Here is a 16,485-nt window from a genome sequence, read left to right as displayed (position 1 = left end):
ATTCTTAGAATTTATAATTAAACTCCAGCCAGCCCTGACGGCCGAATGGTGAATATGATCCTACTGGATAATATGGCCATCCGCCTGTGTCATCGCGTTTCACTTTGTCAAACAGGTTATTCACAATGATTGATGCAGAGGCTTTTGGAGAAATTTGATAGGTTCCGCTCCAATTGACCAAATAGGTCGGGCTTAAGTAAGCCGTTTGATTCCCGTTTGGAATCTTGCCATAGCGATTCACCAGAACTGTCGATGCCCAATCACCTCGATTCCAACTGAGGCTGGTATTGAAACGGTCTCTCCAATCTGGAATGGTTAAGTCTTTAAGATAATTATCTTTCTCGCCGTCTTTAGATTGTTGATATTCACGTTCAAGCACGCGGCTATAATTCACCGTCCACAGGAAATTACCCAGATTTTCAGTTTTCCAACGCCATTTGCTGGTGAAATCAATTCCTCGGGTATGATCTGAAGCAGCATTGATCGGCACAATATTGATATTGTTGATCACATTTGGATCAACCACTGCATTTGCTGGATTACGCTCTACACGTGCCAACGCATCAACACATTGTACTGAATTAATATCTTGCGCCCCTAAACGACAAGCAGCTTCTTGACGTAAAATTTTATCTTCACTTAAATTGGTTACCAGATTATCAATTTTGATATCCCAATAATCGACGGAAATATCAAACTTATTACTTGGTGACCAAACAAAACCTGCACCATAAGATTTACCCTCTTCAGGCTTTAAATCCTTATTGCCCGTTAAGGTATAGTTTGCTCCTGGTGAATAATCTTTAAAGCTACATTTATCTAAAGCTTGTCCCGTCTGACTGCAACGTAAATAATCGGTGGTACTTGGGAAATAACCTTTTTGTTTATTTAAAAACAGATAATTCATATCTGGTGCGCGGAAACTGGTCGCATAGTTACCTCGAACCAATAAGGTTGGATGTGGTCTAAACTCAAGTCCTGAACCAAACGTGAATTTATCAATACTGTTATCTGACAAAGCATACCGGTCATAACGTCCAGACAGCGTTAAATTTAATGGCTTTGCTAACGGTAGAAAGAGTTCCGTACCCAATGCCTGACGTGTACGCGCCCCACCATATTCACCACTGGAAGTCGCATTATAGAAGTCACCATTTTCTACCGCTTTATCCGGTTTGATTGTAAAACCTTGACGCCCAATTTCTGCCACAGCAGCCAGCTTGGCCGTTCCTGCAGGAAGTTCAAAAACATCACCATTGGCACTTAAAGTTAAGCTCTGTGCCCAAGACTTATCTTTTTCTTCTGTCGTGCCCGAAATCGTTCTAAATTCACTTACCGTCAGTGGTCGACTTAAACGATCCAGATTCGGTGAATAAATCGGAATGCCATCCTGACCTATCCCCAGTTGCTGGCCCAAGAAATATGCATCAACATTCGAGCGTACCAGACCTTGTTTGCGTAATTGACTGGTATAAATCGAGCCATTATAGGCAGCTTCATAACGCCAGCTGCTGTCCCCAATATCACCACGAATACCAAAATTTAAATTTGTAGAGAGCTCTTTCCATTTTTTATTGGCTTGCTCAACATCCCCTAATTCTTCTGGCGCAAAACGTCGTGTCCAGATTTCATAATTTCCTGTGTCTTGATTAAGAAAATAGCCGCTACTTGCACCTAAGGATGTCCATATCGGGCCACGGGTATTATTTTCAATTTGATTGGCACCAATCAAAACATCTGCGAATAATTGTGTTTTTTCATTCAGCTCATAATCCAAACCGAGATAGCCATTTTGGCTGCGATTCTTGGTTTGAACCGTCCAATAGGTCGGTCGTGCTAATCCACTGGCACAGTTATCTGCACCTGTTTTTCCTATATTCTGGACTGATCCTTTAAATAAATCATCAAATGCATCACAACCACCGATTGAGAGATATTGTCCTGTCTTGGCATTTTTACGTCCAACGATCGTGTCTGGCTTTTCCCCCAAACGTGTTCGGCTCATCATAAAGTCACGATCAGCTGCCCAAATCGGTTCACGCCCACTCAGTTCAAGTCCATACACCAGATTTAACTTATCTAGTGTTTTACTACCACTCAGTTGTAAACGTAGGTTCTCCCCACCTTCTTTGGTTCCACCTGCCTTGATATTAAATTGGTTTCCATCGGTTTTCTTTTTCAGAATAATATTCACTACACCTGCGATTGCATCTGAACCATAAATCGCGGAAGCACCACCGTTTAATATTTCGATTCGATCAATAATTGCAGTTGGGATATTGGCTAAATTGACAAAATTCACAGCGCCATCATATGGCACAGGATAATCAGCCACCCGATGTCCATTGATTAAAGTCAGGGTGTGATTCGGTCCTAAACCTCGTAAACTAATTGCATTGGCGGCAGGCGTAAAGGTATTGCCATAATCAGCTCCTTGCACAAAGCCTGTATTTTGGGTCAGGTTATTTAATGCATCGAAGGCATTGCTAAAGCCCTGCTTTTCGATATCGGCTGCGGTAATCACGGTTACACTGGTCGGGCCATCTTTTTGAGCTTTGGAAATACGTGAACCTGTGACTGCTACACGCACCACTTTATCCGATGTTGCCTTGCTTTGTGGCTGTTCTACATGGGTCTCAGCATAACTTTCTAATGGATGAAGGCATGCAATAAAGACAAAAACAAAACAACCTTTATTTTTAGCAGCCCCAAGATATTTCAAGTAATTTAGGTACATATTTATGGATGAATAAAATGAAGACCGACCTAATATATCCACTTTTATTTAGTTGATTTATACTCATTTTTTCTAGGGATATGTATGATTAAGATATACCAAAAGGTTAATTCCTTATCATAAAAACTCAGAATAAATTAAAACCTTTTTCCAGAAATAAATCGAGCTATTCAAAAATACCATATCAGAGAAGCAGCAAAATTTTTAAAACTATGACCGAACAACAAAAAACTTTGTTTATTTTCTGATAACATAGCTCGCAGCTAGTGAATCATGGATCACAAAAAGCCAAACCATCGACTCAGACAACTGACCTCACTCAAAATTTTAATCATTGATGCTGTAACTCATGACTATGAATATCCAACAGGCCCTTAATCACATTACCAAAAACATTCATCTTACCCAGCCTCAAATGGAAGATGTGATGCGCAGCATCATGCAGGGCGAAGCAACGGAAGCGCAGATTGGTGCACTGATGATGGGCTTACGCATGAAAGGTGAAAGTATTGATGAGATCACCGCTGCGGCACGCATTATGCGTGAGTTTGCCATCAAGATTGATGTCAGTGATATTCCGCATCTTGTCGATATCGTGGGTACAGGGGGTGACGGCCAAAATCTGTTTAATGTTTCAACCGCTTCTAGCTTTGTGATTGCCGCTGCGGGTGCAACTATTGCCAAACATGGTAACCGCGGTGTATCCAGTAAATCAGGTTCTTCTGATGTACTTGAGCAAATCGGGATTCAGCTTGACCTGGATATGCAACAAACTGAACGCTGCATCCGTGAAATGGGTGTCGGTTTCCTGTTTGCGCCAAATCATCATAAAGCCATGAAATACGCTGTTGGCCCACGTCGTGAATTGGGAATCCGCAGTATTTTCAACTTATTGGGACCATTGACCAACCCTGCTGGCGTGAACCGTTTTGTGATTGGCGTATTCTCAGACGAACTTTGCCGTCCGATTGCTGAAGTATTAAAACAGTTGGGTGCCGAGCATGTACTGGTTGTGCATTCTAAAGATGGTCTGGACGAAATCAGTCTGGCTGCTCCCACTGCCGTCGCTGAACTCAAAGATGGTGAAATTACCGAATGGACATTGAATCCAGATGATGTCGGCCTTCCATCTCAAACCTTGTCAGGTTTAGTGGTGAATAGTTCAGAAGAAAGCCTAAAACTGATTAAAGATGCACTAGGCCGTAATAAATCCGACATTGGCGAAAAAGCAGCAAATATGATTGCACTGAATGCAGCTGCAGGGATTTATGTAGCAGGCATTACCAAAACCTATAAACAAGCTGTTGAGCTGGCGCAGGATATTCTGTACGGCGGACAAGCGCTCGAAAAAATGAGTATCTTGGCTGAATTTACCAAGACATTGAAACAATATCAGGCAGACTAAGGACTTCTCATGATCGATATTCAAAATACCATTTTAGGTAAAATTGTTGACCGCAAACATGAGGAGCTTGCAGCACGTTTAAAACAACGTAGATTGCATGATGTTGAACAATGGGCAAAAGAGGCTTCACCTGTACGTGGTTTTGCCAATGCCTTGCAACATAAACGTCCAGCCGTTATTGCTGAAATTAAAAAAGCATCTCCGTCTAAAGGCATTATTCGTGCAGATTTCAATCCCGCAGAAATTGCTCAACAGTATGAACAAGCGGGCGCTGCTTGCCTGTCTGTATTAACGGATGTGGATTTCTTCCAAGGTGCGGATGAAAATATTGCTATCGCACGTAACCACTGTGCCCTACCAGCTTTACGTAAAGATTTTTTGATTGATCCTTATAATGTCATTGAAGCACGTGCTTTACATGCAGATTGTATTTTACTAATCGTGGCCTGCCTATCCGATCAACAGCTGGAAGAAATGTCGAAAACGGCATTTGAGCAGCAGTTGGATGTGTTAGTTGAAGTGCATGATGAATATGAATTAGAGCGTGCTTTAAAGCTGTCTGAACAGTGCATTTTGGGTGTCAACAACCGTAATCTTAAAACCTTTGATGTCGATTTAAATACCTCATTGCGTTTAAAGAAATTATTGCCTGCTTCTCGCGTTTTGGTGACAGAAAGTGGTATCGCCACGCCTGCTGATGTAGAAATGATGCAAGCCAATGATATTCATACTTTCTTGGTCGGCGAAAGCTTTATGAAACAACCTCGCCCAGATCAAGCATTTAATGAATTGTTTGGTCAGCCTGAGCAAATCTAAGCCAATAAGGTTCAAGGTAAAATTCTGCCTTGAACCTTTAAAATGATACTAGAACTAAAGATAAGTTCCGAATAAAGAATAAAATTGATGGAACAATATGAATAACTTTTTATTACTTATCGGGTTAATCTTATTAGTGGGTTTTCCTATTTATAGTCATTTATTTTTTTACGAAAAAATTCAGAGTTTTAAAGATCCAAGAGTTTTTTACTACTTAACGATCATTCCTGGCTGCATTTTGATTGGCATTGCAATGTATTCATCCCCTGCGCAGACTTTAATGACGTCTCAAGCATGTGGTGTAATCGAACAATATAAGAGATTTCCAAAACGAGGCGGTCACTTCGAACGGCTAGCAATTGTCATGGATCAATCTGGTTATATTCGCTATTTTGATTTTGATCACACTTTACCGCGTCTCCAAGCAAATCAGCATATTTGTTTTGAACTATATGATCGCTTTAAAAATAAAGGTTTAAATCAATCTCGAATGATAAAAATTATAAGTGAGTCATCATCTTAAAAATAATGCATTTTAATTTTCAATCCGCTCTAAAAAACTAATCTCCATAGTCTCCTGAACGTAATATAGTTCAAATCATCACAGATTCAGACTATAATTTCACACCTCTCTCGTATCTTGCCTATTTTTCTAACATTATGAGTAAACACGATTCATCGCTTTCTAAAGATCAGTTTAATTTACTGAAAGCCTTTAAAAAGCAAATCTCTAATCCTCAATCCAGCGCGATTGCAAAGCAAGCCGAATCAAAAAAGGCTCAAGCTGCTGCTGAAGAATTGGAAGATACAGAACTTTTTAAAAAAGCCCTACTTGGGGTCAAACCAATCGACAATCAAAATATTGCCGATACCAAAGTGACGCGTAGCAAAAAAGTTGATGCCCAAACCTTGGCAAAACGTGCAGCGGCAGAAGGTGGAGCTGAGCAAGAGCTTACAGAGATTTCAGATACCCAAGCGATCTTAAATCCTGTGGCTAGTCAAGCGGCATTAAGCTACCGCATCGCGACCTTACAGCACAAAGTCTTTGAAGACTTAAAAGCCGGTAAAATTCGCTGGTTCGAGGCTGTGGATCTACATGGTTGTACCGTTGAGCAAGCACGTGCAGCGGTTCTGCAAATCATTCAAATGGCAAAAGAAGAAAACCAGAATGTCATCAAGATCGTGCATGGCAAAGGTCCAGAAGCAATTTTAAAAACCTATGTCAATGGCTGGCTGAGACAGCATCGTGATGTACTTGCTTTTGTCAGCGCGCCTGAAAATCAGGGCGGCACAGGCGCTGTTTTAGTCCTGCTCAAACGTGCTGAAAAGAACCCTAAATTCAAACAGTAATCGGCATTTATATCAAAATTAAGATTTTTAATCGTTTTCTGATACAATTGCCGTTTTTGTTCAACCCACCTAAGTGAACATTGTTATGTCTATGCAGCAATCGTACGCAAATATCTTAACTGCCGTTGGCGAAGACCTAAATCGCCCGGGCTTGCAAGATACACCGATGCGTGCGGCGAAAGCTTTTTCTTTTTTAACTTCTGGTTATAGCAAAACGCTTGAAGAAGTTACGAATAGCGCACTCTTCCCTTCCGATAACCATGAAATGGTATTGGTTAAAAACATCGAATTTTATTCGCTTTGCGAACACCATTTATTGCCATTTTATGGCCGTGTGCATATCGCTTATTTACCTGAGGGTCAGGTACTGGGCCTATCAAAATTTGCTCGTATTACTGAAATGTTTGCGCGTCGACTTCAAGTTCAAGAGAACCTGACACAGCAGATTGCTGAAGCAGTTGCTCAGGTAACTCAGGCCCGTGGTGTTGCAGTTGTGATTGACTCTGCACATATGTGCATGATGATGCGTGGTGTGGGTAAGCAAGAATCAACCACTCGTACAGTTTCTTTTATCGGTGACTTTAAAACAGATAAAGATACGCGTCGCGAGTTCTTGAGCGCTGTACCAGAAAGCTATTAATACGAGTACTGCATATGTCATCCATTCAGTTAGCAGGTTTCGGTCATTTAAAAAATGAAGCCAGCGTTGATTACCCTCGACCAGATCGTCTGGTTCAGGGTAATCCTGAACGGCTCACTTATAGCTTGTATGAACATCCGCAGATGGACTGTGGCATTTGGCAGTGTGAAGTCGGTGCATGGAATATTCAATTTGCTGAGAACAAGCAAGAATTCTTTCAGATCATTGAAGGCATTGTGCGCATTCATGATGCAAAAACCAATTCCTTTATTGAAGTGACTGCTGGCCAGGCAGGCATTATCCCACCTGCATTTTTAGGAACATTTGAAGTGGTGGAAACCGTCAAAAAATACTACGTGATTGTAGAAATCTGATCACTGCGAATTGCACTGATCAAAGCTTTAGTCTCTCTAAAAAAACCGTACATATCCCAAGCCGAATTTATTCCAGTCTTTATGATCTTGCTGTTCGAAATCCCAATTCAAACGCACAGCATCATTTACACTTAAACTATATTGCAGTTGTGTGCCCACTCTTAGATTCCACTGGTTTAAATCTTGCCAATACGGCAATTCTATTTGTACAACACTGTTGATATTGTCTGACCATACATTCATGCACCCCACTGTAGGCCCAGCGCCAACACGCCAACCTTTATCCAAGTCCTTTCCACCTTGAATATGACTTTGTAATTGGGCATAGCATAAATGTCGACGATCATAATCCGCCAGACTATAACCCACCTGCATATTCAGATTCATCACACCATGTTGTTGGTCTTCACTAAACTGGCCTTTCTCAATGCTTTCCTGTTTCCAGCCTAGATTAAAGCCCCACGTTAAAGGTGATTTAAAAGGTTGAATCGGGTTATATGAATTGACAGATAAAAGATCTAAATGCTCCAGTTTAAGCTTGTCATCACGATATTGCAGGCTGCCATCCAGAAACAGTAATTGTGTGCCTGTCCGATAGCCGCCTTGGGGATCGATCAGATCATGATAAGCCTGACGGTGACCCAGCTCAATAAACTTCTGCCCTTGTACTTCACCTACATTTACCGACAAGTTACGCGCATGATGCCCTTCTACAGGCTGCTTTTTCGGACGGGCTGGTTCCTGACGCTGTTTAGGCACTTCTATCTGGCTACGCTGAGCCAGTAATTGGCGTAATTGTGGTTGAGCAAAATCTGCATCGACCTGATGGCTAATATATTGCAGATATAAATCGTCGTAGGCCATTTCTAGAATTTTAGCCTGCTCAGACGGACTGTAATTTTTTAAAACAGGTTCAGCTTGATTAATCTCAGTAAACGCAACCTGATGTGCAACTTTAGCTAAAGGCGTGCCATGCTGCTTGGCTTGAGCAAGTAATTGGGTTTCCAGTGCAGGACGATAGACCACTTCTTTAACCAGATTTTGTTGGTCAACAGCCTTCAAGGTTTCAATTGGAATGGCAGCATAATTAAACTGCTGTTTTAAGTTTAAATTCGGACGTACCAGATCAATCAGGCCGAGCAAGCGGTAAGCACAGTTATCGCTGACGAAATAGTAAGGAAAACTCACATGCTGCATTTCCCAGATATGCTCGACCAGAAAACGGGTTTCTTCAGGGGTTAAATTCAGCTCATATTCCCATAGATCACGGCTTTCAAAATCACCATATTCTTTGACCTTACGGTAGTACGGCATCAATGAATATTCACCAGGATACTGTCCAGTTAAGCCTTTCCATGCATAAGACCAGTTATCATCCCCTTTCACCGTTGCAGCGTAATTGACTGCATACGAGACCAAATTAAGCTGTTTCTGATCTTTAGGGTCTAGGCGCAATAAAGTATGCCCAAACATGGAACTTGGATTGCCCATAAAGTCAGTGGCATAAATCAAGGTGGCCTTATACGGCTTGATCTGATTAATCCAGTCCTCAAACTCAGTACAATTGGCTTGGGGAAGTTGTGTCGACTCAATATTCAACTGCTGCATCAACCAGCGGCTTCGTGCAGGGAATTTACATCGTATCGATTGATTATCGGCAGCTTCCAGAAATAAGGCTTTAATATCTGCTTGTAATTCGCTTTTTAAATTCATTTTGCCATCTTTGGCATAAAAGTAACCTGCATAACTGACTTCACTGTTTTGCTTTTGGTCAGCATACATCAAGCGTTGCCATGTGATTTGCTGGTCTAATTGTTTTTGTTGAGCAAAGTTTAAATATTGCTGTAAATCAGATTCAACCGAGGCATGTGCAAAATGGCACATCAAAGACGCTATCGCAAAAGTAATTAATTTCATTCAGCAGCAAATATTTTTAAATATAAGGAAAATAGCGATAAGAAAACCCTGCCATCAAGACAGGGTTTTATCATGCAGCAAATTAAACGTAAGCTTTAAGTACCGTGTCTTTTGCCATCACACCTTGTAAAGCGTCTAGAACTTGAAGTGAATTTGTATTTTTGCTTGAGTAAATTTCTGCAAAATTGGCTTTAGATACAGCAAAGAAACGTGCTTTATCATTGGCTTTAATTTGCATTAATTCTGCAAGAACATTTAAGCTTTCGCCTTGACCAACAGCCATATCACGCGCTAAAGCTTCAGCATTTTCATTGGTAAATGTCACCACTTGAGCTGTGACTGTTCCACCCTGACGGCAGCCTAAAGTACCGAAGGTAATACCGAGTAACTGGTTGGTAAAGATACCATTGGTTGTTGCAGCAAGAATTTTAGGTGCAACACCTTTTTTACCCGCCCAAACTTGTGTACCCACACCACAACCCACATCATTATCAGCCATTGCTACAGTTGAACCAGCGGCTAACAATGCAGCTAATGCAATTTTCTTTAACATAGGAACGATCTCCAGTATCAATTATTTTTAACTATTTGTTATCACTATTGTGTTGTGTAATTCTTCTTACACAGGAATTAAAATAACCAGCTTGACTTGTTTTAGCAAATAAATTTTTAAATATATCTGAAATATTTATATCAGGGGCAAAAGCCCCATTCTCTCGACAATTTTAATTTAAGCGCCATATCCCATGTTTATCTCGTGTACCAAGAATCTTTAATACCAAAACCAGACTCAGTAATAATAATAAATACCAAGAACCTAATTTGCCCCAGCCCACCATATGCCATGCATCTACCTGACTTGGATAGAGCCAGATTTGATAGAAAGTACTAATGTTTTCAGCAATCCAGATCAGGAAAGCCAACAACAGTAAAATCGGTAACATCGGCACTTTAAAACGATATTGTTGCAACTGAAAATAAAGTTTGGTCTTCCAGAAAATCACAACACTCCATATAAATAAAGCCACCCGAATATCTGGAATAAAAAACTTAGTCATAAAGTTTAAATAAGATAAAACCGCCAGACACAGCATATTTCCAAATTGCGGTAAAGACTCAAAAGAGACCTGATAAAGCCGTAATGACCGAGCGAAAAAACTGCCCACGGCTGAATACATAAATCCGGCAAAGAGTGGCACAGTCCATAATTTAAAAATGGCTGGTTGTGGATATTGCCAAGATGCAATCGCAGGATGGGTCAGGAATATCTCCATGCCCATTGCCATGATATGAAATAAAGCAATAACCTTCGCTTCTGCCCATGATTCTAACTTTAAATAAACCAGACAAACCTGAATGACTAGGGCATAAAACAGCAAATAATCATAACGAAAGAAGCCCCAGTATTCATGACTTCCCATGGGTGCAGTGACGGCAAATGCGATCAGCAACAATAACCCAAATAAGGCAGCCGAAGCTGCCTTAGTAATAAAACTGAGTGGTAATACAATAAACTGCACGAAACTGATCCTAGCCTGTTTAACGTTGAAGTGTCTGTTAAATATCAGCCTAAATATTTCGCGCTGTATTCATGTACTGTATCCACAAAAATTTTCGGTTGTGCCGGATCAACCCACTGCGTAATACCATGACCCAAGTTGGCGATATAACCTGTTTTCTCACCATTGGCATAGGCATCATCCAGCATGGCTTTGACCGATTTCTCAATCGAAGCAGCTGAACCATAAAGTACGGCTGGATCTAGGTTACCCTGTAAGGCAGCACGTCCTGCAATAACATCACGTGCGGTATAAAGCGGTGTAGTCCAGTCTAAACCAAATGCATCTGCACCCGTAGTCAGCATATTCTCTAACCACTGTCCGCCACCTTTGGTAAAGACAATAATCGGAATACGGCGACCATCTTTTTCTCTTTGCAATCCAGCAATGATTTTGGTCATATAGTTCAATGAGAACTCAACATATTCTCTATGCGCCAGCGCACCGCCCCAGCTATCAAAAATCTGGATCGCCTGAGCACCCGCATCAATCTGAGCATTGAGATAGTCAATCACTGAATCTGCAAGATGATCCAATAACGCATGCAAGACTTCTGGCTGCGCATACATCATATTCTTGGTGAAACGAAACTCTTTACTTGAACCACCTTCAATCATATAGGTGGCTAAAGTCCAAGGGCTGCCAGAAAAACCGATTAAAGGCACTTGCCCATTTAAAGCTGAACGAATGGTCGATACTGCATTCATCACATAAGCTAAATCTGACTTGGCATTTAATTTCGGCAGATTTGCGACATCTTGTTCGGTACGTATTGTTTTATGAAACTTTGGGCCTTCGCCAGTTTCAAAATACAGACCTAAGCCCAAAGCATCAGGAACAGTTAAAATATCCGAGAATAAAATTGCTGCATCTAGCTCATAACGGCGTAGAGGCTGCAAAGTTACTTCACAAGCAAATTCGGTATTTTTGCATAAAGAGAGGAAATCACCTGCTTGTGCACGCGTTTCCCGATATTCTGGTAAATAACGCCCTGCTTGACGCATCATCCATACTGGTGTGGTGTCTACAGGTTCACGTAATAAAGCTCGTAAAAAACGATCATTTTTCAACGTTGTCATTACCAATCTCTAAATTTTTTCATATAAAGCGCATGATAACAAAGTTAGCTTGGAATTTATAATTCGAATTCCATACAAAATTCATGACTTAAAATAAATTTTCGCTTTGACACAAAACTGCTACTGCAAGCGCGCTCATTTTCTGTAATACTTGCAATATCTTATATCTCAATATGAATAATTCATAAGGTTGAATTACATGTTTGTTCGCTCATTACTCGCTATGAGTTTAAGTTGTATTCTTGCTAATGTTGCTTTCGCTGCTCCAACAACTGAGCAACCATTAAATCCAAAAAAAATCGCTGGTTCAGTACAAGATCCGATTGATCCTCTGGCTATCGAGCGCCCAGCTTCAAGTGTTACTGCCCAGCCTGCCTCAAGTGTTGCAGCTCAACCCGCTTCGAGTGTGGTCGCTCAAGCGGCATCTGAGCCTCAAGTGAATACTGGCGCTGCTTCGGTTGTATCGCAAAAATTAGAAAATACATCTGACTCAACGACCTCAAAGACTGCTGCTCCTACAGCTAAAGTTTCATGGACGCTGGACAGCATGAATAATGCTGAATGGCCTGAAGGTTTACCGAAAGGACAACTACCAGCTTATGCACGTGCACATGTGATGTTAAACAATGCACATGCTTCACCTGGTGCTATTGATGGTTCAAATGGTAAAAATACCTTAAAAGCGATTGCGTCATTCCAGCAAATGAACGGTATTACCCCAACGGGTCAGTTGACCAAAGAAACATGGGATGCCCTCGTTGCCAAGCAAACTAAGCCAGCTTATGTAGAATACACGCTGACTGATGCTGACTTTAAAGGCCCTTATGCGGATTCAATCCCATCAGACTATGCTTTACAAGCAAAAATGAAAGGTTTGTACTACACCCGTGTTACAGAAATGCTGGGTGAAAAATTCCATATGGATGAGGCTTTCTTAAAGAAACTGAATCCTACGGCAACATTCAAAAAACCTGGTGAAAAAATTATTGTAGCCAATGTGCGCAATGATTTACCTGAAGATATTCATTTGATCGTGGCACATAAAGGCGCACGTCAACTGTATTTATTCAACAGCAATAACCAGATGATTGCCTCATTTCCTGCAACAATTGGCAGTACTGATACGCCTTCTCCGACAGGTACCTATAAAGTAGTGGGTGTAGCGAAAAACCCTTGGTATAGCTACTCTCCATCAAACTTTGTGCAAGGTAAAAACCTTAAACCCCTTTCTTTACCACCAGGTCCAAATGCACCAGTAGGTAATATCTGGATCGGTTTAAGCAAAAAATCATTTGGTATTCATGGTACGCCAAATCCGTCTTTAATCTCTAAAACAGCATCACACGGTTGTATCCGTTTGACTAACTGGGATGCTAACGACTTGGGCGCGAAAGTACGTTCAGGCGTGACTGTAAAATTCTTGGAATAATTTAAAATTATTCTAAACAAAAAACCGAATATCGATTCTGATATTCGGTTTTTTTATTGCTTAAATATTTTCTTCTAAGGTTGGTAATGGCTGATAGTAAATCTGGTTACGTCCCAGTTGCTTAGCACGATATAAAGCTTTATCGGCCGTATGAATCAGCATTTCCTGACTGATTTTTGCATTACCATTAAACACGGTAATGCCCAGACTAATGGTCACATAATGAGAAACTGTCGATTTGTGATGTGGGATCATTAAGCGGTCAATCGCGCGGTAGATATTGGTTGCCACCGCATAAGCGCCTTGAGCCGACGTTTCAGGAAGTAGAACCACAAATTCCTCGCCCCCGTAACGCGCCACAAAATCCATATGTCGAATTGAGCTTTTTATGGTTTTTGCAATTTCAGCAATGACCTGATCCCCCATTTGGTGACCATAGAAATCATTATAGTTTTTAAAATAATCAATATCGATAAACAGCACAGACAAAGGCTTATGTTCTTTACATGCTTGCTGATAATGATAGGTACACATTTCTTCAAAAGTACGGCGGTTTGACACATTGGTCAGTTCATCATGCTGACTTAAATGTAATAATTCGGAAGCCTGAAGACGGAGAATCTGCTCATCAATCTCCGATATTTTTGACTTGATAAATATTTTTCTTTCTTTGGAGGTCAGCATGACACTAATTGAAAAACCTAATAATAAACTTCCAATCAATGTCCTCCCGATCATGAGAAAATCACAGGGAATATGAAATAGATATAAAAAAAGTAGAATAGACATCGCTGCGAAAGAGCCAATCCACAACATATGTACAGGTCTAATGCCACTCAGGATAAAACCCAGCATATATAGAAATGCCACCAGCACCATAGCCTGATTTTGTAAGACGACATTCGACACACTCATCATGAGTAATGAGGTCAATACGATTGTAAAAAAAACAATCACACAGACGGCTGGATAGAATAAGGAATTGACTTGTTTAAAACGGGACACTGCCCAAAACAGGAAAAGCGCAGCACCCACCACAATCAGGCTCAGGATGCTATAAATAAAATCCAGAACAAAATTTTCGCTGTTTCGAATCACAATAAAATTAGAAGGTAATATCAACAGCACAAAAATAGTATAGGTAATGACGCCCTGTCCAAAAAACTGAATCGCATTAATTCGCGTTCGGTCGACATTAAACTTCCAGAATTCATTTTCCAGTGCTTGAGGTAAGGTTTGATGGGCATTTTTGGACTGGATATGCTGGGCAACAAGCTGCTCTAGATCTTCTTTTGACCGCCGTAATTGATCAAGATCATATTGGTTATCCATCCCGAATACTCTTTTTATAATGCACTATTCTTGTGCCGCATAAAAATAACACAATTTCTCATTTTGTCATGTGCTTTGCTTAACCACTTATCCGTAATTGTAGTTACCATTTTCACGGTTTATGCATTATTATTTGTATTATTTTTAAGTTTGAAGTAGACCTTGAATACTCTTACACTCTTGCAACCCGATGATTGGCACGCACACCTGCGTGATGGTTTAGCTTTAAAACGCACTGTCCCTGATTTAGCCAAACAATTTGCACGCGCAATTTGTATGCCGAATCTTGTTCCACCTGTTAAAACTGTCGAAGAAGCGTTAGCTTATCGCGAGCGTATTCTGGCGCATGTTCCTGAAGGTCTGAATTTTGATCCGCGCATGGTGCTTTATTTTACTGACCATACCTCTCCAGATGAAGTTCGTAAAATTAAAGAATCTGAGTTCGTTAATGCAATTAAGCTTTATCCTGCTGGTGCAACCACCAACTCGGATAATGGCGTAAGTGATATCCGTAAGGTATATGGCGTTATTGAACAACTTGAGGAACATCAGGTTCCTTTATTGCTTCATGGCGAAGTGACTCATAATCACGTCGATATCTTTGATCGTGAAAAAAGATTCCTGGATGAAGTCCTGTCACCGCTCCTCAAGCAATTCCCTCAATTAAAAGTCGTGCTAGAACATATTACAACAAGCGACGCGGCTAATTTTGTGCTTGAGCAGGATCGTAATGTTGCTGCAACAATTACCCCTCAACATTTACTGTTTAACCGTAATGACATGTTGGTTGGTGGTGTTAAGCCGCATTTCTACTGTTTGCCGATTTTAAAACGTCAAACCCATCAAACGACATTATTAGAAGTAGCGACCAGCGGTAATCCAAAATTCTTCCTTGGCACAGACAGCGCACCACATGCGCAAAATGCCAAAGAGAATGCATGTGGATGTGCTGGCTGCTATAGCGCACCAAATGCCATTGAGCTTTATGCACAGGCATTTGACCAAGTCGGTAAGCTAGAACGTCTGGAAGGTTTTGCCAGCATGTTTGGTGCTGACTTCTATGGCTTACCACGTAATACTTCAACAATCACCTTAGTGAAAGAAGAAAATACGGTTGCCGAGTCTTTTGATTATCTTGAAGATCAAAAAATTATTCCACTTCATGCAGGCAAAACACTGCAATGGAGAAAAGTGTGACACAAGAAGAAAACAAAGCTCCTGTAATTGGTCAGCGTTTTCGTGGATTTTTACCTGTTGTCGTCGATGTCGAAACAGCAGGTTTTAACTCACAAACCGATGCACTGCTTGAAATCGCGTGTATTCCAATTGTTTATGATGAAAACGGTCAATTTGTACCAGGCCCATCATTCCAAGCGCATATCAACCCATTCGAAGGTGCCAATCTGGATCGACGCTCACTCGATTTTATTGGCATTGATCCTTCTAACCCGATGCGTATTGCCATGGCTGAAGATGAACGTACTGCTTTACGCCGTATTTTCAAATCTTTAAATGAAGTCCGCAAGGCCCAACAATGTACCCATGCGGTCTTAGTGGGACACAATGCGCACTTTGATTTAGGTTTCCTTCAAGCTGCGATTGCACGCTCTGGAACAAAGAACCAGAACCCGTTCCATAGCTTTTCAGTCTTTGATACGGTGACGTTGAGTGCGGTGATGTTCGGGCAAACGGTGTTGGCGCGTGCCTGTATTCAGGCTGGAATCGAGTTTGATGGCAAAGAAGCACACTCTGCGTTGTACGATACACAGAAGACTGCTGAACTGTTTTGCTATATTTTGAACAAACTGTCTCCTCACCTTCTTGACACTTTGGTGACAGACCCCTAA

General features: G+C 41.0%; 15 protein-coding genes. 9 read left to right on the top strand and 6 right to left on the bottom strand.

The features are described 5' to 3' along the window. Positions 1 to 4: 4 nt before the first annotated feature. Complete coding sequence (locus tag EC846_RS06430; RefSeq protein WP_123774602.1) at positions 5 to 2,737, bottom strand: TonB-dependent receptor plug domain-containing protein; 2,733 nt, start codon at positions 2,735 to 2,737, stop codon at positions 5 to 7. Between the two features lie 355 nt (positions 2,738 to 3,092). Here EC846_RS06430 and trpD point away from each other — a divergent pair, with 355 nt between their 5' ends. From trpD to EC846_RS06400, 6 genes are all read left to right on the top strand, one after another. Beyond that, positions 3,093 to 4,142: an anthranilate phosphoribosyltransferase gene (gene trpD, locus EC846_RS06425; RefSeq protein ID WP_123774928.1), complete on the top strand. Its 1,050-nt coding sequence runs from the start codon at positions 3,093 to 3,095 to the stop codon at positions 4,140 to 4,142. A gap of 9 nt (positions 4,143 to 4,151) precedes the next feature. Beyond that, complete coding sequence (gene trpC / locus EC846_RS06420) at positions 4,152 to 4,958, top strand: indole-3-glycerol phosphate synthase TrpC (RefSeq protein ID WP_123774601.1); 807 nt, start codon at positions 4,152 to 4,154, stop codon at positions 4,956 to 4,958. 97 nt (positions 4,959 to 5,055) lie between these two features. Beyond that, positions 5,056 to 5,481: a hypothetical protein gene (locus EC846_RS06415; protein ID WP_123774600.1), complete on the top strand. Its 426-nt coding sequence runs from the start codon at positions 5,056 to 5,058 to the stop codon at positions 5,479 to 5,481. Between the two features lie 137 nt (positions 5,482 to 5,618). Further along, on the top strand, positions 5,619 to 6,308 hold the full coding sequence (locus EC846_RS06410) for a Smr/MutS family protein (protein ID WP_005258830.1): 690 nt from the start codon (positions 5,619 to 5,621) through the stop codon (positions 6,306 to 6,308). Positions 6,309 to 6,399: 91 nt separating this feature from the next. After that, positions 6,400 to 6,948 (top strand): GTP cyclohydrolase I FolE, encoded by a 549-nt coding sequence (gene folE, locus EC846_RS06405; protein WP_171062185.1) that lies wholly within the window; start codon positions 6,400 to 6,402, stop codon positions 6,946 to 6,948. Between the two features lie 14 nt (positions 6,949 to 6,962). Beyond that, entirely contained in the window at positions 6,963 to 7,322 is a 360-nt protein-coding gene (locus EC846_RS06400; protein WP_123774599.1) for a cupin domain-containing protein, read from the top strand. Between the two features lie 36 nt (positions 7,323 to 7,358). Here the strand turns inward: EC846_RS06400 and EC846_RS06395 are convergent, their stop codons facing one another. The 4 genes from EC846_RS06395 to hemE all read right to left on the bottom strand — a co-directional run bounded on the left by EC846_RS06395 (position 7,359) and on the right by hemE (position 11,877). Beyond that, positions 7,359 to 9,239 carry a DUF4105 domain-containing protein gene (locus tag EC846_RS06395; RefSeq protein ID WP_123774598.1) on the bottom strand — a complete coding sequence of 627 codons (1,881 nt, stop codon included), beginning with the start codon at positions 9,237 to 9,239 and terminating at the stop codon, positions 7,359 to 7,361. 82 nt (positions 9,240 to 9,321) lie between these two features. Beyond that, the gene (locus tag EC846_RS06390; RefSeq protein WP_123774597.1) at positions 9,322 to 9,792 is read right to left on the bottom strand and encodes a DUF3015 family protein; all 471 of its coding nucleotides are present in this window, start codon (positions 9,790 to 9,792) and stop codon (positions 9,322 to 9,324) included. Positions 9,793 to 9,964: 172 nt separating this feature from the next. Further along, positions 9,965 to 10,759: a DUF817 family protein gene (locus EC846_RS06385; RefSeq protein WP_123774596.1), complete on the bottom strand. Its 795-nt coding sequence runs from the start codon at positions 10,757 to 10,759 to the stop codon at positions 9,965 to 9,967. A 44-nt stretch (positions 10,760 to 10,803) separates the two neighbouring features. Further along, positions 10,804 to 11,877, bottom strand: coding sequence for a uroporphyrinogen decarboxylase (gene hemE, locus EC846_RS06380; RefSeq protein WP_123774595.1), 1,074 nt, complete (start codon positions 11,875 to 11,877; stop codon positions 10,804 to 10,806). 199 nt (positions 11,878 to 12,076) lie between these two features. Between hemE and EC846_RS06375 the strand changes: the two genes are divergently transcribed. Further along, positions 12,077 to 13,306: a L,D-transpeptidase family protein gene (locus EC846_RS06375; protein WP_004773728.1), complete on the top strand. Its 1,230-nt coding sequence runs from the start codon at positions 12,077 to 12,079 to the stop codon at positions 13,304 to 13,306. A 60-nt stretch (positions 13,307 to 13,366) separates the two neighbouring features. Here EC846_RS06375 and EC846_RS06370 read toward each other — a convergent pair whose 3' ends face one another. Next, positions 13,367 to 14,638, bottom strand: coding sequence for a GGDEF domain-containing protein (locus EC846_RS06370; RefSeq protein WP_123774594.1), 1,272 nt, complete (start codon positions 14,636 to 14,638; stop codon positions 13,367 to 13,369). Between the two features lie 162 nt (positions 14,639 to 14,800). Between EC846_RS06370 and pyrC the strand changes: the two genes are divergently transcribed. Then, positions 14,801 to 15,835 carry a dihydroorotase gene (pyrC, locus tag EC846_RS06365; protein WP_004773730.1) on the top strand — a complete coding sequence of 345 codons (1,035 nt, stop codon included), beginning with the start codon at positions 14,801 to 14,803 and terminating at the stop codon, positions 15,833 to 15,835. Further along, a complete protein-coding gene (gene rnt, locus EC846_RS06360; protein WP_004773731.1) occupies positions 15,820 to 16,485 on the top strand; it encodes a ribonuclease T in 666 nt (221 codons plus the stop codon). The genes pyrC and rnt overlap by 16 nt, the downstream gene beginning before the upstream one ends.

Origin of the sequence: Acinetobacter sp. BIGb0102 (genome assembly GCF_003815055.1) — a bacterium.
GTDB classification, from domain to species: domain Bacteria; phylum Pseudomonadota; class Gammaproteobacteria; order Pseudomonadales; family Moraxellaceae; genus Acinetobacter; species Acinetobacter vivianii.
The sequence above is the reverse complement of the archived record's forward strand: the minus strand, read 5'-3'. Positions and strand labels throughout refer to the sequence as shown.